The 21,360-nt window shown below is 64.6% G+C and carries 19 protein-coding genes and 1 tRNA gene; 5 read left to right on the top strand and 15 right to left on the bottom strand.

The window, feature by feature from the left end; translation table 11 throughout:
* Positions 1 to 5 precede the first annotated feature (5 nt).
* Genes L879_RS0113150 through L879_RS0113115 form a run of 8 tightly spaced genes read right to left on the bottom strand, consistent with a single transcriptional unit; the run spans position 6 to position 7,521 of the window.
* Positions 6 to 446: a tripartite tricarboxylate transporter TctB family protein gene (locus L879_RS0113150; RefSeq protein ID WP_027316512.1), complete on the bottom strand. Its 441-nt coding sequence runs from the start codon at positions 444 to 446 to the stop codon at positions 6 to 8.
* 26 nt (positions 447 to 472) lie between these two features.
* Positions 473 to 1,969, bottom strand: a complete 1,497-nt coding sequence (locus L879_RS0113145; RefSeq protein ID WP_027316511.1) for an aldehyde dehydrogenase family protein — start codon at positions 1,967 to 1,969, stop codon at positions 473 to 475.
* Positions 1,953 to 3,674 carry a thiamine pyrophosphate-requiring protein gene (locus tag L879_RS21625; RefSeq protein WP_035459531.1) on the bottom strand — a complete coding sequence of 574 codons (1,722 nt, stop codon included), beginning with the start codon at positions 3,672 to 3,674 and terminating at the stop codon, positions 1,953 to 1,955. The genes L879_RS0113145 and L879_RS21625 overlap by 17 nt, the downstream gene beginning before the upstream one ends.
* Before the next feature lie 2 nt (positions 3,675 to 3,676).
* A complete protein-coding gene (locus L879_RS0113135) occupies positions 3,677 to 5,800 on the bottom strand; it encodes an acetate--CoA ligase family protein (protein ID WP_027316510.1) in 2,124 nt (707 codons plus the stop codon).
* Entirely contained in the window at positions 5,797 to 6,225 is a 429-nt protein-coding gene (locus L879_RS21620; protein WP_051435294.1) for a Rid family hydrolase, read from the bottom strand. Before L879_RS21620 ends, L879_RS0113135 begins: the two co-directional genes overlap by 4 nt.
* The gene (locus L879_RS0113125; RefSeq protein WP_027316509.1) at positions 6,222 to 6,713 is read right to left on the bottom strand and encodes a MaoC family dehydratase; all 492 of its coding nucleotides are present in this window, start codon (positions 6,711 to 6,713) and stop codon (positions 6,222 to 6,224) included. Before L879_RS0113125 ends, L879_RS21620 begins: the two co-directional genes overlap by 4 nt.
* A 6-nt stretch (positions 6,714 to 6,719) precedes the next feature.
* Entirely contained in the window at positions 6,720 to 7,058 is a 339-nt protein-coding gene (locus tag L879_RS0113120; RefSeq protein ID WP_027316508.1) for a MaoC family dehydratase, read from the bottom strand.
* A gap of 4 nt (positions 7,059 to 7,062) precedes the next feature.
* Complete coding sequence (locus L879_RS0113115; protein WP_210163823.1) at positions 7,063 to 7,521, bottom strand: MaoC family dehydratase; 459 nt, start codon at positions 7,519 to 7,521, stop codon at positions 7,063 to 7,065.
* A 72-nt stretch (positions 7,522 to 7,593) separates the two neighbouring features.
* On the opposite strand from L879_RS0113115, the gene L879_RS0113110 reads away from it, so the two are divergent.
* Positions 7,594 to 8,352 carry an NAD(P)H-dependent oxidoreductase gene (locus L879_RS0113110; protein ID WP_210163822.1) on the top strand — a complete coding sequence of 253 codons (759 nt, stop codon included), beginning with the start codon at positions 7,594 to 7,596 and terminating at the stop codon, positions 8,350 to 8,352.
* Between the two features lie 696 nt (positions 8,353 to 9,048).
* Here the strand turns inward: L879_RS0113110 and L879_RS0113105 are convergent.
* A tRNA-Glu gene (locus L879_RS0113105) sits at positions 9,049 to 9,124 on the bottom strand.
* A gap of 95 nt (positions 9,125 to 9,219) precedes the next feature.
* On the opposite strand from L879_RS0113105, the gene L879_RS0113100 reads away from it, so the two are divergent.
* Both L879_RS0113100 and rpoH read left to right on the top strand, forming a co-directional pair.
* Entirely contained in the window at positions 9,220 to 10,218 is a 999-nt protein-coding gene (locus tag L879_RS0113100) for an RluA family pseudouridine synthase (RefSeq protein WP_027316505.1), read from the top strand.
* A gap of 232 nt (positions 10,219 to 10,450) precedes the next feature.
* A complete protein-coding gene (gene rpoH / locus L879_RS0113095; RefSeq protein ID WP_027316504.1) occupies positions 10,451 to 11,338 on the top strand; it encodes an RNA polymerase sigma factor RpoH in 888 nt (295 codons plus the stop codon).
* A gap of 78 nt (positions 11,339 to 11,416) precedes the next feature.
* Here the strand turns inward: rpoH and L879_RS0113090 are convergent, their stop codons facing one another.
* The 3 genes from L879_RS0113090 to L879_RS0113080 all read right to left on the bottom strand — a co-directional run bounded on the left by L879_RS0113090 (position 11,417) and on the right by L879_RS0113080 (position 15,036).
* Entirely contained in the window at positions 11,417 to 12,610 is a 1,194-nt protein-coding gene (locus L879_RS0113090; RefSeq protein WP_027316503.1) for a hypothetical protein, read from the bottom strand.
* 34 nt (positions 12,611 to 12,644) lie between these two features.
* Positions 12,645 to 13,937: an adenylosuccinate synthase gene (locus tag L879_RS0113085; protein WP_027316502.1), complete on the bottom strand. Its 1,293-nt coding sequence runs from the start codon at positions 13,935 to 13,937 to the stop codon at positions 12,645 to 12,647.
* Between the two features lie 235 nt (positions 13,938 to 14,172).
* A complete protein-coding gene (locus L879_RS0113080; protein ID WP_027316501.1) occupies positions 14,173 to 15,036 on the bottom strand; it encodes a type 1 glutamine amidotransferase in 864 nt (287 codons plus the stop codon).
* Between the two features lie 77 nt (positions 15,037 to 15,113).
* On the opposite strand from L879_RS0113080, the gene L879_RS0113075 reads away from it, so the two are divergent.
* Positions 15,114 to 16,016, top strand: coding sequence for a DMT family transporter (locus L879_RS0113075; RefSeq protein ID WP_027316500.1), 903 nt, complete (start codon positions 15,114 to 15,116; stop codon positions 16,014 to 16,016).
* Between the two features lie 29 nt (positions 16,017 to 16,045).
* Here L879_RS0113075 and purU read toward each other — a convergent pair whose 3' ends face one another.
* From purU to L879_RS0113060, 3 genes are all read right to left on the bottom strand, one after another.
* Positions 16,046 to 16,918, bottom strand: a complete 873-nt coding sequence (purU, locus tag L879_RS0113070) for a formyltetrahydrofolate deformylase (protein WP_027316499.1) — start codon at positions 16,916 to 16,918, stop codon at positions 16,046 to 16,048.
* A gap of 22 nt (positions 16,919 to 16,940) precedes the next feature.
* Positions 16,941 to 18,533, bottom strand: coding sequence for a phosphoglycerate dehydrogenase (serA, locus tag L879_RS0113065; protein ID WP_027316498.1), 1,593 nt, complete (start codon positions 18,531 to 18,533; stop codon positions 16,941 to 16,943).
* A gap of 118 nt (positions 18,534 to 18,651) precedes the next feature.
* Positions 18,652 to 19,824, bottom strand: a complete 1,173-nt coding sequence (locus L879_RS0113060) for a phosphoserine transaminase (RefSeq protein WP_027316497.1) — start codon at positions 19,822 to 19,824, stop codon at positions 18,652 to 18,654.
* Between the two features lie 252 nt (positions 19,825 to 20,076).
* Between L879_RS0113060 and L879_RS21615 the strand changes: the two genes are divergently transcribed.
* A complete protein-coding gene (locus tag L879_RS21615) occupies positions 20,077 to 21,354 on the top strand; it encodes an efflux RND transporter periplasmic adaptor subunit (RefSeq protein ID WP_051435293.1) in 1,278 nt (425 codons plus the stop codon).
* Positions 21,355 to 21,360 lie beyond the last annotated feature (6 nt).

Below are 21,360 nucleotides of genomic sequence, written 5' to 3'. Positions count from 1 at the left end.
ACCTCTCAGCGCGGGAACAGGGGAAGGTTGATCTGCAGCACGCCCAGGAACAGGACAGCGCTGCCCAGGGCAATGAGGACTGACTGGACGAGATTGCGCCGCCACGTGAGCCCGGGACTCGCCAATGTCGCCGTCATCGACACGAGAAAGGCGCTGATCAGGAAGCCTGCCGTCTCGATCAGGATGGCGAACGCGACGATGGCCAGGGTCACGAAGAAGGCAGGCCGGAGATCGTGCAGAGGGATAGAAACCCGCTCGTCGTTCCAGACCGCTTCCAGAAGGACGATGCACCCGAAGATCAGGACGATGACCGCAAGCCAGAAGGGCATGAAGCCCGCCCCCATGCGGGTGAGCGTTCCTTGCGGAAGGGTTCTTCCGATCAGGATGCCCGCTGCGCCTATGAAGATCAGAACGCCGCCGGCCCAGAGATTTGCTCGTTGTAGCATGGTCGCACTCCGCCCATTGTTGGCCGCTATATGGTCATATCAATCCACACATTCTTCAACCGTGTGTATTTGAGGTACGCCGCAGCCCCGAAATCCTTGCCGAAGCCCGAGCGTTTGAAGCCGCCGAATGGCGTTCCGATGTCGGTCGAGCGTCCATAGGTGTTGATCCAGACCATGCCAGCCTCGATGCGCCGTGCCGCATCCAGAGCCCTGGTGATGTTCTGTGTGTGGATGCCGGCCGCCAGCCCATAGGTATCGTGAGCCGCGAGGCTGAAGGCTTCTTCCGGCTCGCGGAAGGTCTGCACGGACAGGACGGGGCCGAAGACCTCTTCCTGCTGCAAGGGATTGTCCTGACCGGCCAGGGCGATCGTCGGCGCATAGAACGCCCCGCCATGGGTTTCGATGCGGGTGCCGCCGAGCCTGATCTCGGCCCCGGCCGCGGCACCGCGCCTCACGATGTCGTCGACCCGGTCCAACTGGCGGGAGGAGACGATGGGAGCCAGCGTGGTCCGCTCGTCCCAGGTGGCTCCGGCTTTCGCCTGCTTCAGGCGTGCGGCAACATCCTCCAGCAGCTGGTTCGCCAAGGATTCATGGACGATCAGCCGGCTGCCGCAATAGCAGAGCTGACCGCCGTTACGGGATGTCCCGGCCGCTACCATGTCGGCAAGCCGCTCCCGGTCGGGCACGTCGGCAAAGACGATCTGAGGACTTTTTCCTCCGAGCTCCAGCGTCACCGGTTTCGGACCCGCTTCAGCCGCAGCGGCCATGATCCGGCGTCCGGTAACGGTCGAGCCGGTGAAGGACACGCAGGCGACCTCCGGGTGCCGTACGAGCGGCTCGCCGGCCTCCGGCCCGGTCCCGACCACGACATTGAAGAGTCCGGGAGGCAATCCCGCTTCGATTGCGAGTTCCGCAAGCCGCACCGCCGTGAAGGGCGTAAGCTCCGACGGTTTCAGAACGACCGCGTTGCCGGCTGCGATGGCAGGGGCGAATTTCGCGGTGGAAAGAACCATGGGCACGTTCCAGGGCGAGATCGCCCCTACGACGCCGTAGGGCTCGGGAACACCGATGCTCCATACGGAGGATGCCGTCGGGTAGAGGGCCCCATCGAATTTGTCCGCGCATTCGCCATAGAAGCGCAGGAGCTCGGCCGTGACGGGGACGTCACGGACCCGCGTTTCGGCGATCACCCGCGTCGTGGTGACGGCTTCGAGCCGCGCCAGCTCTTCTCCATGAGCCTCGACCAGATCGGCCCAACGGCGCATGACCGCGCCACGGTGACGCGGCGACGCCTCGCGCCAGCCGCTCGTTCTGAAAGCCAGCGCAGCCGCTGCTACAGCCTCGTCGATCAGGGCCTGGCGCGCACCGGGCATGCTGGCGATCAGACGGCCGTCGGAAGGACGATGGACAAGGAGAGCTTCTCCATCGCCATCACGCCGCTGCCCGTTCACGAAGGAGCCGGTCGGCAGCGCGATGCCGTCCGCATCGAAGGTTTTGCGCGTCGATTCAGCTGGTGCGTGCATAGACAGCCTCGCAGATCACATTGAGAACCGCCTGTCGTCCCTCTTCCCGCACCGCGCGCAGCGCGCGCTGAAGGGCGGCCGGAAGTTCGGCAGGATCGTCCACCCGCTCGCCGTAACCGCCGCTTGCCGTCACGATCTGCTCGAAATCGGGCGACGGCTCCAGAGTGGCGAAGGGCGGCTCCGCCTCCTGAGCGGCATAGCCTTGAGGGTACATGGAAAGGGTCGCCCGATGCACGGCGCCCCAGCGGCGATTGTTGAAGATGACGAAGAGAACGGGAAGTCCAAGAGCCCGTGAGACCATATGCGTCGGCGTCGGATTGCCGAACATATACGTACCGTCGCCGATGCCCGCGATCACCGTCGCCGAGGGGCGTCCCAACTTGGCGCCGAGCGCGGCGCCCATGGCCCAGCCGAGGCCGCCGGCGGGGCTGTGGGCGAAGAAAGTCCCCGGCCGATCGATGGTCAACTCCTCCAGGACGAAGGGATATTCATTGATCAGGATCGTCTCGTCATCCTTGGCGGCATTGATGCAGGCCGTGACCCAACGCGGTGTCATCTGCGCGGGGGCTCGTCCCTCCGGAAACTGGCTGGCCACTCCGGAAGAACGGCGCTGATGGGCTATCTCCAGACGACGGGCCTCGACGAGCCTCGTATCTCCCTCGTGCGGCAGAACGTCTATGAGGCGCTCGAGCAATGTCGCCGTGTCGGACATGATGGCGATATCCGCCGCGAAACTCCGCATGGGGTAGCGCTGGAACAGCGGATCGAGACCGACCTGGACCACAGTCGCCGTGATCGGCCCCACTTCGTCCGGAATCCAAGGCACATCGCTTTCGAGCACGATGACGAGATCGGCCTGCTTCACGAAAGGCGTCGGATTGTAGCCGCAATGCATCGGATGGTCCGTCGGCAGCGCCATATAGCGCGGTCGGTACTGGACCACGGGAATGGCGAAGCGCTCGGCAAGTTGCGCCAAAGCCGGCCAGACATCCTCGGAATGCCCGGCTGCGGACGTGACGATGACCGGCCTCTTCGCCGTCGCAATCAGCTCAGCCAGCCGCTCGACGGCCTTTGCGCAGGGCTCCGGCTTGGTCACGGGCGTCATCACCGGAGAATCCGGCGTCTGCGCCTTGGCGCGCCCGGCGGCAAGGACCTCGCGCGGCAACGTAAGGTAAACCGGTCCCGGCGGAGAACTTTGGGCTACGGCCATTGCGCGGTCGACCACCATCTCGAGTTGGGCGGGATGGCGCAGCTCGTACTCCCATTTCACCAGCTCACGCAGCATGCCCGCCTGGTCGAACATCTCCTGCGCCCAGTTGATGTAGTTGTTGCGTCCTCCGAACACGCCGCTTTCAGTCACCGGCGTCCGCCCGGCCGCGAGCAGAATCGGGATATTCAGGCGTGCGGCGTTGTAGATCCCGTTGAGCGCATTCGCCGTTCCGAGGCCCACGTGCACCATGACGGCCTGGAGACGTCCGGTCACCATGTAATTGCCATGCGCCATCGCCATGGCGACATTTTCATGCGGCACGACCACAGGCTGCGGCACCGGGCGGCCGAGATGCCGTGCACGGGCAATCGCCTCGATCAGCGGGGGAAAATCCGTACCGGCATTGCCGAAGATATACTCGACGCCGCGCGCGACGAAAAGATCGAGCAACCCCTCGGCGACGCTGACGACCTCATCCGTTGTGACCCGATCCATTCTTATCGTTCCTTCGCATATTCGATCAGGGCGTCGGCCACGACAGCAGCGCCGCCGCGCGGGGCAAGAACCGGATTGAGGTCGACCGACGCGACAGCAGGACCGGCCTTCAGCATGATCGCGGCAAGTCGCATCATCATGTCGACGATGCTTTCCACATCGATGGGCGGATCCCCGCGCAGCGCACCGAAGAGAGGCGCAATGCGCAGGGAATTGAGCGCATCCCTCGCAGCTGCCCGTGAGAAAGGAGCAACGAGAACCGCGACATCGTCGAGCGCCTCGACGTATTTTCCGCCGGCACCGATCGTGATCACAGGTCCGAACTTCTCGTCGTATCGCCCTCCGAGGAGCAGCTCGACGTCCGCCTTATGCATCTCCGCGAGGATCACCCCTTCGGAGCGAACGCCGAGATCTTCCATACGCTGCAGCATGACCCGCACCGCCTGCTCGGCATCGTCGGAACTCGCAATGCCGAGGCGGACCAATCCATATTCCGACTTATGAGGAACGTCGGGGGAGCAGCCTTTGGCCACCAAGGGCGCCGTGAGACCGTCAAAGGCTTGCCGGGCTTCGTCCGGGGTGCGGCACAGCCTCATGCGGGGAACCGGCATGCCACAGGCCTGCAAGAAGGAAAGCGACGTCCACTCGCTGGCATATGCTTGCCCACCCCCCGCTTCAGCCGGCAGCGGGGGCATCTTGATATTCTCGATCTGGACCGGAGATGCGGATTCGATCTCAAGTTCGTTCCAGCGCGCCAGCTGAGCCAAAGCGGCGATGGCATGGCTGTCATGATCGAAGGCGGCGATTCCGCCCTTTCTGAAAGCATCGGCTGTCGACGGATTGGGGGTCGTCACGGCAACTGCAGCCCCCGTGCGGCGCCCGTAGCTGCGGGCGGCCTCTATGAATCCCTGAACGTCATAGCCAGCCCCTGCATTGGGCAGCGAGATCAGCAACTGATCGGCCATGTCGCTTCCAGCCAGAGCGTCGAGCGCCTCTCCGAAGAGTCCGCTCTGCGACAGCAGAGCGCCCGTGAGATCGAGCGGATTGTTCGGCGTCGCGAAAGACGGCAGAACCGCCGCGAGCGCCTCGCGGGTCGCATCCTCCACATCCGGCATGTCCAAACCATGCGTTTCCGCCAGATCCGCTGCCATCACGCAGCTTGCGCCGGAATTGCTGACCACGGCCAGACGACGCCCCCGGGAGCGCTGTCCGGAGAGGAACAACCCTGCGGCATTCACAAGACCATGCATGTCGTCGACGCGCAGGATCCCGTTCTGCCGCAGGAAGGCATCCACGACCCGATCCTCGCTGACGAGAGCGCCGGTATGCGAGCTGGCGGCGGCGGCCCCTCGCTTGGAGCGGCCCGATTTGAGAGCCAGCACGGGGACATCCCGAGCATGAGCGCGCGCCGCGACGGCGGCAAGAGCGGCAGGGTTCTCGATATTCTCCATATAGAGCATGAGGAGCCTGATATCGGGATCGTCCAGGACGCTCGCCGCCAGGTCCGCGACCGTCACATCCGCTTCGTTGCCTGTGGCATGGGCATAGCGCACCCCGATGCCGGCCCGGCGCAGATGCGCGTAGGGCACCACACTCATGGCGCCGCTCTGACTGACAATGCCGACCGGTCCGTCACCCGGTTCGATCTCGCTGAAAAGCGTCGCAAAGCTCGCAATGGTTCCGTTGCCGAAATTGGCGACGCCCTGGGTGTTCGGCCCGATGATCCGCATCCCCGCTCCGCGCGCGGTCGCGACGATATCGTCCTGAACCGCACGCCCATCCGTTCCGACCTCGCCAAAGCCAGAGGTGAGAACCACCACGACCTCGACGCCCCGTTCGGCACAATCCTGAACGGCCGAGAGCGCATTGGCGGCGGGGACGGCGACGATGGCGAGTTCAGGCCGCTCGGGGGTATCCCGCAGGCTCGGAAACGCCTTGATTCCCTGCACTTCCGCGCGTGTCGGGTTGATCGGGAAAATGCGGCCGTTGAAGCCGAAGCGCTGCATGTAGCGCAGGGGACGCCCGCCGACCTTGTCCGGGCTGTCGGATGCGCCGATCACGGCGACGCACCGGGGAGCGAGCACGGCCTGCCACCATCTGTTCGGATTTGCGATGGGTGCGTTCATCGGCCCGCCTCCGCGATGATTTCCGCATGACCGGACGCGAGCACCGCAGTCGCACGGATCTCGATCAAGGCTTCAGGTCGGACGAGACCGGAAACGAGCACGCCAGTCGCTGCCGGATAGGGCGCCCCGCCGAAGACCTCGCGGCGCACAGCAGCAGTGCGCTCATAGCCCTCGAAGGTGGTCACGTAATCGACGGTTTCAACGATGTTATTGAGACCTGCGCCCAGGCTTTGCAGGATCGTCTCCATCTTCTTGAAGATGTACCGCGTCTGAGCGGCGATATCACCGATGCCGACGATCTGCCGGTTCTCGTCCGTGGCCGTCATCCCTGACAGCCACACCATGTTCCCCACGCGCACCGCCGGCGAGAAGGTCAACCGGTCACTCAGGATTCCGACCGGCTCGAAAATCTTGTCTGTCTTCATGCGCCTGCTCCAACACGCGTTCGAAGGAGGTAGTCGTGATGGCCTTCCGCGACGATGCCTCTTGCCTGTTCATGCAGGCGCACGATGAAGCGGACTCTTCCATGAGGTTTGCCGTGCATTTCATGGAGCGAGTGAACTTCATGCTCAGGGGTCACCCTGTCGCCGATGAAAACGGGCTTGAGAAACCGCATCTCCTGCCAGACGAACGCCACCATCGAGGCATGCAGACGCCCTGAGATTGGGCTCGCCCCGAGAGCCGCAAGCCCTGTCAGCAACAAGCCGTGGGCAACGCAACGGCCGAAGGACGTCTGCGATGCATAGGCCTCATCGTAATGGATCGGATGGGCGTCGCCCGTCAGGGCAGAAAAAGCCTGGAAGTCGCCCTGCATCAGCTGGCGCTCGCGACCGGACACTCTCATCCCGACTTCGAGATCCTCGAAGAAGAGTTGATCCTGCTCGGTCCTCCGCGGGGCGCTTCCATCCTTCATGGCCGGTCAGTCCTTTTCGATGGTCGCAGAACCGACCACGACAGGAGCCCCGTTCACCGTCTCGGTGATCGTTCCATCCCCGGCGAGCTCCACGACCAGATCGTCGCCAGGACAAACGGGAGCGATCCACTTCGTGCGCAAGCGACCGTGCCTAAACCAATCGGCCCCGTACTTCTTCAGCGCCAGATCGCAGGTGAAAGCCGACAAATGGGGGCCATGCGCCAGCGTTCCGCGAAAGCCGCGCTGCACGGCATAATCGTGGTCGTAATGAATGATATCGTAATCGCCGTTGATGTCGCCGTAACGGTCGATCTTTTCCTGCGTCATATCAAAGGTCTGTTGCATGGGCTTACTCCGGCACATGGAAAGTATTGATGAGGGATGACAACAGAACGCCGTCGGCGCGATGGAAATCGCCGCGCCAGCGGATATAGCGGCGTCCCCGTTTCTCGAACTTGTCGACGATCTCACCGCTGGCGACGATTTCCGTGGACTCGTCGGCGTAAATCGGATGGCGCCAGCGGAAATCCGCCTCGATCATCACGATGCCCTGGATCGGCGGATAGGTCCGATAGACGACGCCGGTCATGTACACGAACAGCACGTTCGGCGGAGCGACCGGCCGCCCGTCGAGCCTGTAGAGGCTGAGATCGGCTTCGACGGCCCGCGCGTACTCGTCGACGATCTCCGGCGTGATCATAAAGCGCACGGGCTTCAGCTTCTGGCCGACGGTGAAGGCTGCATAAGGCGTTCCGGGCGTGGCCCCTTCCCGAATTTTAACGTCGCTGGGCCGGATCATGACTGACATCAGCTGCTCTCCTCTTATTTCGTATTACGAATTATTTTTCTTTATTAGAAATATGTGACTACAATCCCGCAGATGAGTCAACAGGATCTTGGCTCGAACGGTCAGAAAGAGAGGAAAGACATGAAGGTCTTGTTGGTCCACGCGCATCCCGAACCCGCATCCTTCTGCGCAGCCCTGCGAGACGCTGCGGTGGATACGCTCTGCCGAAATGGGCACGAAGTGGTCGTCTCCGATCTCTATGAGCAGAATTTCAATCCGGTGGCCGGGCCGAACGATTTCGGCACACGCCGCAATGCGGATTACCTCGTCTATTCTCTCGAGCAGCGAAACGGCTGGCAGAACCGCACCATCGCCCCGGACATCGCCCGTGAAGTGGAACGGGTCCTGGAGAGCGATCTTCTGATCCTGAACTTCCCGATCTTCTGGTTTTCGATGCCGGCCATCATGAAAGGCTGGATCGACCGGGTTTTCCTGTCAGGCGCCTTTTTTGGAGGGAAGCGGATTTACGATCGCGCAGAGCTGACGGGCAAGAAAGCCTTGGTGACGGCAACTCTCGGCGGACGGGATCACATGTTCGGCCCAAACGGCGTTCATGGAGAGCTTAACGGCATGCTGCGCCATCTGCTCCAGGGCACGCTCGGCTATTGCGGCTTTCAGGTCCTCGAGCCGTTCTTCGGCTACCATGTTCCTTACATATCGGACGCAGAGCGCAGCCGATGCCTGGAGGCGTATCGCACCCACCTGGGGAAGATCGATACTCTCCCGATCCTCCGGATGCCGACGCTAGACGATTTTGATGAAGTCATGCGTCCTTTGCCGAAAGCAACATAGCGGCAATTCCTTTACTTCAATCGAGCCGCACCGAAAGGCCTCCGATGTCATTCCCTTCAACTCCAAAGAGAAGCTCGGCCTATGTCGTGAGCGCCGTAGTGCGAGGCGTTTCAGAGCCTTTCTGTTCTGAGGGAAAGCGCATCGAGATATGAGGTCCGGGATGGAAGTTCGAGCGTGGGCAATCGTCGGCCCCGGCCGGATCCTCAAAGCCCGTGCGGTCTTGTCGAAGGCCGCAATGATACACCGCGAGCCTTCTGTCGGTGCTGTACGAGGCACCCGTAGGCGGCACGCTGAACCGGCGTCGCATGCGATCGATGGGTCACGCCGGCAGCAACAGCAAGACGACCTTTCGTATCGCACTCATCAGCAATTCGGCATCCCATTCCTAGAACCGATTCGGGGGACTGCCACTGCAAGCTCTCCAGAAAGAACCTATGGTCGACCGGAACGGCGGCATTATGCGCAACCGCGGCACAGAACGAAAAACGTACAGCCAAGGGCCTGAGAGCGGCTTGGTCCGCATGCTGTCTTACTTGCTTGGACGTCAGTTCGTCCCGACCTGAGGCCGGCACGCATCAGTGTTGCACAATGTGTTGTCTTCGAGCTTCAAAGCTCAACACCACTGACGGACATATTGCGCCAGCGTTGTGCCAGTTCACATCTTTTAAGGGAAATTGGGCTGAAACCCTTGAACCTTGGCGCTCCCTAGGGGACTCGAACCCCTGTTTTCGCCGTGAGAGGGCGACGTCCTAGACCGCTAGACGAAGGGAGCTAGCAAGGTGGAGGCCGCTCGTATAACCACCCTTGTGATTTGCATCAAGCCCCTTTGCTCAAAAAAGCGGGCGGCGCGACTGAAATGAGGCAGCGGTGAACGACGCGACAGTACAGGCATGGATTTTGGATGAGGACGCGGCGGCCGACCGGCTGGATCGGGTGCTGGCGCGGCTTCAGGGCGACCTGTCGCGCAGCCGGCTGCAGGCGCTCATCCGGGACGGGCAGGTGAGCGTCGACGGCGTGCCGGTTCTCGACCCCAACCGCAAGGTCGCGGGCGGCGCCCGCCTTGCACTCACCGTCCCGCCGCCGGTTCCGGCCGAGCCGGCCGGCGAGGCGATGGCCCTCAACGTCGTCTATGAAGACGAGGACGTGATCGTCATCGACAAGCCGCCGGGTCTCGTGGTCCATCCGGCGGCGGGGCACGATTCCGGCACCCTCGTGAACGCCCTCATCGCCCATTGCGGCGAGAGCCTCTCCGGCATCGGCGGCGTCAGGCGGCCCGGCATCGTGCATCGCCTCGACAAGGATACGTCGGGACTGCTGGTGGTGGCCAAGAACGATCTGGCCCATCAGGCGCTGGCGGCGCAGTTCGCCGACCATGGCCGGACGGGCCCCCTGGAGCGCGCCTATCTCGCGCTCGTCTGGGGCGTTCCGGAGCGGCGGCGCGGCACCGTCGAGGCGGCCCTTGCCCGCAGCACCCATAACCGTGAGAAGATCGTCGTGGTCGGCGAGGACCGCGGCCGCTACGCCATCACCCATTACGAGGTGCTGGAGGGCCTCCCCCCCGCCCAGCCGATCGCGAGCCTGGTCCGGTGCGAGCTCGAAACCGGGCGCACGCACCAGATCAGGGTCCATATGGCCCATCTCGGGCATCCGCTGCTGGGCGATCCGACCTACGGCTCCGGGTTCAAGACCAAGGCCAACCGCCTCTCGGAGCCGCAGAGAGCGGCGCTGCGCGCCCTGAGCCGGCAGGCCCTGCACGCCGCGATCCTCGGCTTCGAGCACCCGCGCAGCGGGAAGCTCCTGCGCTTCGAGAGCCCCCTCCCCGCGGACATGGCCGCCTTGCTCCAGGCCCTGCGCGCCGAAAGCTAGGTCTTCGTCGCGGCGGCCTTCCCGCCGCCAAAAGCCCCGCTCCAGCGGCAATCGGTCGCAAAACGAGGCTGTGATGGCACCCTTGCGATTCTGAGGCGTTCACCACGTCTTGAAGCCTGACGCCTCTATTCGGACAAGGTTGAACCGCTTATATAGTGAAGCAGGGCGGCCAGCCATGGAGGGGGCCGCCTCAGGCTTGCCTCATGGTGAGGGAGCCAAAGGAGGAGAAAATATGGCTGCAGCGCTTCCAGTGCTTGCCAATGAAGGGGGCCTTTCGCGCTATCTCGACGAGATCCGTCGCTTCCCCATGCTTGAGCCGCATGAGGAGTACATGCTCGCCAAACGCTGGCGCGAGCATGGAGATCGCGAAGCAGCCCACAAGCTCGTCACATCCCACCTGCGCCTGGTCGCCAAGATCGCCATGGGCTATCGCGGCTACGGCCTGCCGATCGGCGAGGTGGTGTCGGAGGGCAATGTAGGCCTGATGCAGGCCGTCAAGCGCTTCGAGCCCGACAAGGGCTTCCGCCTCGCCACCTATGCCATGTGGTGGATCAAGGCGGCGATTCAAGAATACATCCTGCGGTCCTGGTCCCTCGTGAAGATGGGGACGACCGCAAACCAGAAGAAGCTCTTCTTCAACCTGCGCAAGGCCAAGGGCCGCATCTCCGCTTTCGAGGAAGGCGACCTGCGCCCGGACCAGGTGAAGCAGATCGCGACCCAGCTCGGCGTGACCGAGCAGGACGTGGTGGACATGAACCGCCGCCTCGGGGGCGATGCGTCCCTCAACGCGCCCCTGCGCGAAGAAGGCGAAGGCGGAGAGTGGCAGGACTGGCTGGTCGACCAGAGCGAGAGCCAGGAGCAGATGCTCGTTGAGGAGGAGGAAGGCCAGAACCGGCTGACCGCGCTCCGCAATGCGCTTTCGGTCCTGAACCCGCGCGAGCGCCGTATCTTCGAGGCGCGGCGCCTCTCGGAGGACCCGATCACCCTGGAGGAGCTGTCCGCCGAGTTCGGCGTCTCCCGCGAGCGCGTCCGCCAGATCGAAGTGCGCGCCTTCGAGAAGGTTCAGGAAGCGGTCAAGAAGAACCTGACCCAGATCGAGGCTACCTCGGCCGAAGCATGAGCCCACGAAAAGGCCTGATCCTCACGAAAAAAGCCGCGCGATGCGCGGCTTTTTGCTGTCCGGGCCTTTCTGTTCCGATCACTGCCAGCGGCTGAAGGCGTCGTTCAGGATCTGCTCGCCGGAGCCGCCCTTCTCGAAGCTCAGGATCGCGCGCTGGCCGGAGGCCATGCGCACCGGCAGGTCGATCCAGTTGCGGCGCACGAAGAGCTGCGTGTTGCGCACCACGTCGCTCTCCAGGTTGGAAAGGCCGATCAGGAACAGGTTTTCCCGCACCGGCACGGGCAGTCCCGCAACCGGCGTGCCGCGGGCCGCCTCCTCGCTCTTGAACTGGAGAAGGCCCACATCCCGGATCACGCGGGCCATGTCGCCCTGGCGGGTCGTGAAGGTGAGCTCGACCGTGTGCGACGCCGGCAGGGTCGTGTCGAGGTTTCGCCGCAGGACCATCTTCATGGTCAGTCCGGCATCGGGAATGTCCACATCGGCGATCACTGCCCGCTCCAGGGACTGGCCCTGACCGGGGTTCATGTCCTCGAACCGCCAGACCACGCGCCCGACCAGGGCCCGGGGCGTCTGCGGATTGGCGGGATCCTCCTCATAGAAGACGGCCCGCTGCACGGCACCGGCCTGCTGCCGTGCGGCAGGCGCTCCCGCCGGCGGAGCCTGTCCGCCGACCCTCTCGTTGATCTTGGAATCGGCGGGCGCAGGCGGCTGGGCCTCCGCGGCCGGGGTTTCGGGAGCCAGGTTCTCGGGCTTGTCGCGCCACATGAAGGCGAAGGCGGCAATGGCCGCAATGACGAGCGCCAGAACCGAGCCGAAGATGACTGTCCGCATCCGCCCCTTGTTCTGCATGGCAGGATGAGGACGGCTGTCGATCTTGGGCCGGGCCACCACGGGTTCGGAAAGAGCATGCTCCTCGGCCGCCTCGACCTCCGGAGCCGGCTCGGGAGCCGGAGCCCGCAGGCCGTGAACCGAGGCGGCGCCGCGGGACGCCTCAAGCATCGCGTGAGCGGCGCGATCGTCCGCCAGCACGGAGGCGAAGGCGTCGGCATCGAAACCGGCCGGAGCCGCGTAATCCGCCTCGACCCGGGCGATGGCCTCGTCCAGAGAACGGCTTTCCCTCTGGATCTCCGGCTCCGTCAGGGGCGGGTTGAGAGAGCGAAGCTGAGCGACCAAAGCCGTGCGGGCACGCTCGTAGACGGCGTGCCGCTTGTCGGGGGTCTGCTCGGGCAGGCCTTCGACGGCCCGTGCGATGAGAGGGTAATAATCTGCCATTTCTCCTCGAAATGGACCCTCCGAGGCCTCGCCGTCAACCCTCAAACGGGTTCTTCATGAGGATTGTGTCGTCACGCTCCGGCGAGGTGGAGAGCACTGCGACGGGCGCGCCGATCAGTTCCTCGATGCGGCGGACATACTTGATGGCCTGGGCGGGCAGGTCGGCCCACGACCGGGCGCCCGCAGTCGACCCGCTCCAGCCCTCGATCTCCTCGTAGATCGGCTCGACCCGGGCCTGAGCCCCCTGGCTCGCCGGGAAATAGTCGATGGTCTCGCCATCGAGCCTGTAGCCGACGCCGATCTTGATGGTCTCGAAGCCGTCGAGGATGTCGAGCTTGGTGAGCGCGATGCCGTCGATGCCGGAGGTGCGCACGGTCTGGCGCACCAGGGTGGCGTCGAACCAGCCGCAGCGGCGCTTGCGGCCCGTGACCACACCGAATTCCTTGCCCTTCTGTCCGATCAGCTCGCCGGTCTCGTCGAACAGCTCGGTCGGGAACGGCCCCTCGCCCACGCGGGTCGTATAGGCCTTGGCGATGCCGAGCACGTAACCGACGCCGCCCGGGCCGAGGCCCGAGCCCGTGGCCGCCTGACCGGCCACCGTGTTGGACGAGGTCACGAAGGGATAGGTGCCGTGATCGACATCGAGAAGCGCGCCCTGCGCGCCTTCGAACAGGATGCGCTTGCCGGACCGGCGCTCCTCGTCGAGCAGCCGCCACACGGCGTCCATGTAGGGCAGAACCTTGGGCGCGATGGAGGCCAGCTCCTCGTAGATCGCCTTCGGCTCGAACTCCGCCAAGCCGAAGCCGCGGCGCAGCGCATTGTGATGGGTGAGCAGCCGGTCGATCTTCTCAGGCAGCGCGGACAGGTCGGCGAGGTCCATGAGGCGGATCGCACGGCGGCCGACCTTGTCCTCGTAGGCCGGGCCGATGCCGCGCTTGGTGGTGCCGATCTTCGTTCCGGCGCTACCGCTTTCCCGAAGGGCATCGAGCTCGCGGTGGATGGAGAGAATCAACGTGGCGTTCTCGGCGACGCGCAGGTTCTCGCGGGTGATCGAGACCCCCTGCTCGGCCAGGCGTTCCACCTCGCCGGCGAGCGCATGCGGATCGAGCACCACGCCGTTGCCGATGACGGACAGCTTTCCCGGGCGCACGACGCCGGACGGGAGAAGCGAAAGCTTGTAGACCTTGTCGCCGATCACGAGGGTGTGGCCGGCATTGTGACCGCCCTGGAACCGCACGACCACGTCCGCCTGTTCGGACAGCCAGTCGACGATCTTGCCCTTGCCCTCGTCGCCCCATTGGGCGCCCACGACAACCACGTTCGCCATCGCTCAAACCCTCACAATAAAAAACCCCGGCGCAAGGCCAGGGTTGGGTTAAAAACCTTGCAAACCCTCATGGTGGATCATGCGCCTCAGGTCAAGGCGGAATGAGCCTTGAGCCATGCATCATATGCATCGGTAGCGGCGGGAATATGGTTTTCAGGCGGTTCCGCAGCGAAGCCTTGGCGCCCCCGAAAAGACGCGACCGGCTTAACCAGGGATTCGATTCTGTTGCCGCGCCTCAAGCCCGGCCGCGCGCGCTCTTTTCCGTCCTGACCTTGTGCTCGATGAAATTGCGGATTTCGCGGGTGCGGCGCTGGGGCTCGAGAACCTCCGCATCGATGCCGTGCCGCCAGGCGAGGTCGAAGCGGGCCGGATCCCGATCGAGGGCGGCCAGATCGTCCGCATAGGCCAGCGCCTCTTCCTCCGTCCGACAGAAGCCCTCCCGCACGAGGATATCCGTGCGGCGTCTCAGGAGTGAGGCCAATTCGCTCAAGGAAAACTCCGGATGGTACTGCACGCCCCAGAACACGCCGCCATCCTTTCGGATCTCGGCGGCCTGGACCGGGGAGACGGCATTGCTCGCCAGCACGATGCTGTCCTCCGGCAGGGCAGTGACCATGTCGAGATGGATGGCGGGCGCGTCGTAGGAAGCCGGGCGTCCCCCGAGCAGCGGATGGCTGCGTCCAGCCTCCGTCAGGGTGAGCTTGCGGGCAATGCCAACCTCGCGGCCGAACGGGTTCTGGCGTACGTCACCCTCGGCCGCGACCGCCGCCACCTGCAACCCCCAGCAGGAGCCGAAGGACGGTGTGCGGGAGGCATAGACCGACCGCATCAGCTCGATCTGGCTTAAGATCTCGGGCGTGCGGTCATAGATGTTGAGATGCGAACCGGTGAGCACGATCCCGTCATAGGATTCCAAACCCGCCGCGTCGGGCAGGTTCGCGCCCTCATCCGCCGGGAAGGCGATGTCGCAGACGGCATCCTCCGCGATGCTCCGGATCACCTCCGCATAGGACTCCGAGGGCGTAAGTCCATAGTTTTCCTTGTGGGCCTGCCTTGCGCCCCGCGTATTGCCCTCGACCACCAGAAACCTTAAGGCCATACCCTTCACCCGCTTCCATTCCGCGCCGGTTTAGCGAAGCTGCGCGCGACTGCAAGCTTTACGAGGTTCTGCCCTCCATGAAAATCCTGCATTCGATCTGGCAAGGAATATGGGGGCAGGCCTACCTGCTTTTGACGCTCACGGCCCTGATGTGGGGCGGCAACGCCATCGCCGGACGGCTCGCCATCGGCCAGGTCTCGCCCATGGTCCTCACCTGCCTCCGCTGGGTGATCGTGGTGCTCGTCCTGCTCCCCCTGGTGGGAAGGCAGGTCGTGGCCGAGTGGCCGAAGATCCGGGAGCGCTGGCTCTTCACCATGCTCATGGGCATGTTCGGCTTCACGGCCTTCAATGCGCTCTTCTACGCCGCCGCGCACCACACGACCGCCGTGAACCTGACGATCTTCCAGGGCTCCATCCCCGTGCTCGTGCTCATGGGTACCGTGCTGTTCTTCCACGCGCGCGTGATCCCGCTGCAGGTGCTCGGCATGATCGTGACCCTGCTGGGCGTCGTGCTGGTCTCGGTGAAGGCCGACCTCCACATTCTCAAGACGCTGGGCCTCAATATCGGCGACGTATGGACGCTGATCGCCTGCGTGCTCTACGCGGGCTACACCCTGGGCCTGCGCCATCGGCCGGCGCTTCCAGGGCTCGTCTTCTTCGCGGCCCTTGCCGTAGTGGCTTTCCTGACATCCCTGCCGCTCCTGGCGCTCGAGATCCGGCAGGGGGCCGTGCAATGGCCGACGCCGCAGGGCTGGCTCATTCTGCTCTATGTGGGCCTCATGCCATCGCTCGTGTCGCAGGTCTTCTTCATCCGTGGCGTGGAGTTGATCGGCCCCGCGCGGGCGGGCCTCTTCGTCAATCTCGTTCCGGTCTTCGGGGCCTTGCTCGCCGTGCTGCTCCTGGGCGAGCCCTTCGCGCTCTATCACGCGCTCGGCCTGTTCCTCGTCCTCGGCGGCATCTGGCTGGCGGAGCGCAAGTAAAACCGGATCGCCCCGGCCATCGCGCAGCTCTAATCCGCGAAGACCACCGTCTTGCGGCCATTGAGGAGGATGCGGTCCTCCAGGTGGTAGCGCACGGCGCGGGCGAGAACGCGGCGCTCGATGTCGCGACCTTTCCGGACGAGATCGTCAGCGCTGTCGCGATGGGTGATCGACTCCACGTCCTGCGCGATGATCGGACCCTCGTCGAGGTCCGAGGTGACATAATGCGCGGTCGCGCCGATCAGCTTCACGCCACGGGCATGAGCCTGATGATAGGGCTTGGCGCCCTTGAAGCTCGGAAGGAACGAATGATGGATGTTGATGCAGCGCCCGGCGAGCTTCGCAGCCAAGCCATCCGAGAGAACCTGCATGTAGCGGGCGAGCACGACCAGATCCGCCCGGGATTCACGGATGATCTCCCAGAGCTTCGCCTCCTGCTCGAGCTTCGTGTCCTTCGTGACGGGCAGATAGTGGAACGGGATGTCGCCGAGGCCCACATGACCATAGGTCTCGAGCGGATGGTTGGCGATGACGCCGGCAGGCTCGAAATCCAGCTCGCCGATGCGCCAGCGGTAGATGAGATCGGCGAGGCAATGGTCGAATTTCGACACCAGCAGCATGACCCGGCGCTTCTCATTCTTGTCGCGCAGGGTCCAGGTCATGCCGAAGCGCTCGGCGAGCGGCGCAAAACCCTTCTCGAGCATATCGAGATGGGTTTCGCCCGATACCGGGTCGAAGACGACGCGCATGAAGAAGCGGTCCGTCTGCGTGTCGTCGTATTGCTGGGCGTCGAGGATGTTGAGGCCCGCATCCGACAGGTGCCCTGCCACGGCCGCGACGATACCGGGACGGTTCGCACAGGCGAGCGTCAGGACGAAGCGCTGCGGCAGGGATGATGGCATGATGCGTTCCTTTCGGCCCTCGTTAGAAGCGCACGGCGCGGGCGCGCTTGACCTGCGGGATTTCCTCGATCCGGCGCAGGAGTTCCTCCGACACGGGCTGGTCGACGGAGACGAAGCAGATCGCGTCGCCGCCGGGCTTGTCGCGGCCCAGCGCGAAGGTCGCGACGTTCACGCCGGACTCGCCGAGGAGCGTTCCGAAGCGCCCGATGAAGCCGGGCTTGTCGTCATTGCGCACATAGATCATGTGCGGCGCGAATTCCGCATCGACCGCGATGTGGCGGATCTCGGTGACGCGTGGCTTGCCGTCCTGGAATACGGTGCCGCCGGCGTGGCGCGCCATGTCCTCCGCATCGACGATGATGCGGATGAAGCTCTCATAGTCGCGCGCCGCGTTCTCACGCTTGACCTCCTCGACCGTGATGCCGCGCTCGCGCGCGACGACGGGCGCCGATACCATGTTGATGTCCTGCAGGAAGGGACGCAGCACCCCGGTCACCGCGGCGGAGGTGAGCGCACGGGTGTTCATCTCGGCCACCGCGCCCTCATACTCGATGCGGATGCCCTTGATCGGCGCTTCCGTGAGCTGGCCCAGGAAGGAGCCGAGCTTTTCCGCAAGCGCCACGAAGGGCTTCAGGCGCGGCGCTTCCTCCGCCGTGATCGACGGGAAGTTCACCGCATTCTGGATCGCGCCCTGCAGCAGGTAGTCCGACATCTGCTCGGCCACTTGCAGCGCCACGTTTTCCTGCGCCTCCGTGGTGGCCGCGCCCAGATGCGGCGTGCAGACCACGTTGGGATGACCGAAGAGCGGGTTGGCAAGCGCGGGCTCCTCGACGAATACGTCGAAGGCGGCGCCGGCCACATGGCCGGAATCGAGGGCCGCGCGCAAAGCCACCTCGTCGACGAGGCCGCCACGGGCGCAGTTGATGATGCGCACGCCTTTCTTGGTCTTGGCGATGTTATCAGCGGAGAGCACGTTCTTCGTCTTCTCCGTCATCGGCACATGCAGCGTGATGATGTCGGCGCGGCGGAGCAGGTCGTCGAGCTCAACCTTCTCCACGCCGAGTTCGACGGCGCGTTCCGGAGAGAGGAAGGGATCGTAGGCGATGACCTTCATGCGCAGACCGATGGCGCGGTCGGCGACGATCGAGCCGATGTTGCCGCAGCCGATGATTCCGAGAACTTTGCCTGTGAGCTCCACGCCCATGAAGCGGTTCTTCTCCCACTTGCCGGCCTGCGTGGACGCATCGGCCTGCGGGATCTGGCGCGCGAGCGCGAACATCATCGCAACCGCGTGCTCGGCGGTGGTGATGGAATTGCCGAAGGGCGTGTTCATGACGATGATGCCCTTCGCCGTCGCGGCGGGGATCTCGACATTGTCCACGCCGATGCCGGCGCGGCCGATCACCTTCAGGTTCTTGGCCTGTTCGAGGATCTTCGCCGTCACCTTGGTGGCGGAGCGGATCGCAAGGCCGTCGTAATTGCCGATGATGGCGGCGAGCTTGTCCTTGTCCTTGCCGAGATCGGGCTGAAAGTCGACCTCGATGCCGCGATCCTTGAAGATCTGCACGGCGGCAGGAGACAGGGCGTCGGAAATGAGTACGCGGGGAGCGGGCATGAATGCACCTGTGGCGTCATCCCGGCCGAGCGCAGCGCGGGATCATGATGGGAGACTGGCTGGTTTGAGCGATCCCGGATCGCGGCAGAGCCTACGTCCGGGATGACGTGTCTTGTCCTTAAGCTGCTTTCGCGAGCTTCGCCTTTTCCTGCGCGAAGGCCCAGTCGAGCCACGGCGTCAGGGCTTCGAGATCCGATTTCTCCACCGTCGCGCCGCACCAGATGCGCAAACCTGGAGGCGCATCGCGATAGGCGCCGATGTCGAAGGCCACGCCTTCCTTGTCGAGCGCCGACGTGATGCCCTTGGCGACCTGCGCCACGGCTTCCTGCCCCTTCGCGACCACGTCCGGATCGGCGATGACGAGGCACACGCTGGTGTTGGACGCGGTCTTTCGATCCTTCGCGAGGTTGGCGATCCACGGCGTCTTCGCGACCCAGTCGTGGATGACCTTGGCGTTGGAATCGGCCTTGGCGACGAGCGCATTGAGCCCGCCGATGGATTTCGCCCATTCGAGGGCGTCGATGTAATCCTCGACCGCGAGCATGGACGGCGTGTTGATGGTCTCGCCCTCGAAGATGCCCTCGATGAGCTTTCCGCCCTTGGTCATGCGGAAGATCTTCGGCAGCGGCCAGGCGGGCTTGTAGCTTTCGAGCCGATCCACCGCGCGCGGCGAGAGGATGAGCATGCCGTGGGCCGCTTCGCCGCCGAGCACTTTCTGCCAGGAGAAAGTGACCACGTCGAGCTTCGAGAAATCGAGCTTCTGCGCGAAGGCGGCGGAGGTCGCGTCGCAGATCGTGAGACCTTCGCGGTCGGCGGCGATCCAGTTCGCGTCGGGCACGCGCACGCCGGAGGTGGTGCCGTTCCACGTGAAGACCACGTCGCGGGTCTTCGTATCCACCTGCGAGAGATCGGGCAGTTCGCCGTAGGGTGCGTTGATCACGCGGGCGTCGGGGAGCTTGAGCTGCTTGAGCACATCCGTGACCCAGCCCTCGCCGAAGCTTTCCCAGGCCAGCATGTCGACGGGACGCGCGCCCAGCATCGACCACAGCACCATCTCCACTGCGCCGGTATCGGAGGCAGGCACGATGCCGATACGGTAATCGGCCGGGACCTCCAGAACCTCGCGGGTCAGGTCGATGGCGAGCTTCAGGCGCGCCTTGCCGAGCTTGGCGCGATGCGAGCGGCCGAGGCTGTCGGTCTTGAGGTTTTGGAGAGACCATCCGGGGCGCTTCGCGCAGGGGCCGGACGAAAAGAAGGGCGCGCGCGGGCGCGCGGCGGGCAGGCTTGTCATGTGATCCATCCTTTCAGATGGGCGCCTCTCGGTGGGGAGAGGTGTCCCGCCGACCGGTATGACGGAGGCGAGCCTCCCGGTCAAGGCGATTGCGGCCGTACCTTTCGTTACGGCGGAACCGCAGATTACGAAATCGTAATACAAAACATCGTGTTCAGACGGATCCGTTCGGGGTAATTGGCATATATTGTGCTAGGACCATTCCGGCATTCTTAAACGACAAAGATCGAAGACAGAGGTCAAGGAGCGAGCATGCGTGTGTCCGGTCAACTCGCCGTCATTGCCGTGCTGGGGGCGGCAGGCTTTGGCGGGTGGTATGCCTATAAGGGCGGCCACTTGGCCAATATGCCCGTGATCGGCGCCTATGTGAGCCAGCCCGCAGGTCAGGAGGCCGGCGCTCCGGGAGGCCGGGGCCGCGGCGGCCCGATGGGTCCGGCCACGGTCGAGGTCGATACGGTCAGGACCGGACGGATCGTCGAGGTCCGGGAATCGGTCGGCACGCTGCGTGCCTATGAATCGATCACCGTGACCGCCAAGGTGGCGGGCATCATCGACCAGATCGGCTTCGAGGAGGGCCAGAAGGTCAAGGCCGGGGACATGCTCGTCCAGTTCGATGCCGCCGAGCGCCGGGCCGCGATCGAGCAGGCCATCGCCGAGGCGAGCCGCGCCACGGCGCTGCGCAACGAGGTCGCGATCAAGCTCGAGCGCGCCCAGGCCCTCAACCGCACGGGGGCGGGCACCGGAGCGCAGGTCGATGACCTGACGGCCCAGATGAAATCTCTCGAAGGCTCGATCGCCTCCGCCCAGGCCCAGCGCAAGGCCGCCGAGGCCCGGCTCGACGAACTGACCATCCGCGCCCCCTTCGCCGGCCGCGTCGGAACGCGCTCGGTCTCGCTCGGCGCCTATGTGGCTCCCGGCACCCGCATCACGTCCCTCGACGATCTGTCAAAGGTGCGCCTCGACTTCGCGGTGCCGGAGAACCTTCTCGGCCGCCTCCAGCCGGGCCAGACGGTGAACGCCACCGCCGCCGCCTATCGGGACCGCATCTTCAAGGGCACCGTTTCCACCATCGATCCGCGCGTCGATACCGCGACCCGCACCGTGCGGCTGACCGCCGAGTTCGACAACCCGGACGAGGCGCTCAAGCCCGGCATGTTCCTCTCCGTCGCCCTTGAGGTATCCACCAAGGACGATGCGGTCGTGGTGCCGGAAGAAGCCATCGTCAGCGAGGGCCTGCGCCAGATCGTCTACCCGGTGAAGGACAACAAGGTAGAGCGCCGCGTCATCGTCATCGGCCAGCGCCAGGGCGGCAAGGTCGAGGTGGTGGACGGGCTCAAGCCAGGCGAGACCATCGTCGTGCTGGGCGTGCAGCGCGTGCGCCCTGGCGCAGAGGTCGTCGCGCGGCCCGTGGGCTCCGCCGCCCCGGCGCCGGAAGGCGCTGCTCCGGCAGCCAACCGGCAGCAGCCCTCCCGCTCCTCGCTGAACATGCCCCAGCCCATCGGCGCCGCGCAGGCCGCCGAGCGGAAATGATCCGTC

It is taken from the genome of Microvirga flocculans ATCC BAA-817 (assembly GCF_000518665.1).
Classification (GTDB): Bacteria; Pseudomonadota; Alphaproteobacteria; order Rhizobiales; family Beijerinckiaceae; genus Microvirga; species Microvirga flocculans.
Note: the sequence above shows the minus strand (reverse complement) of the source record. Positions and strands in the feature narration are given on the sequence as shown.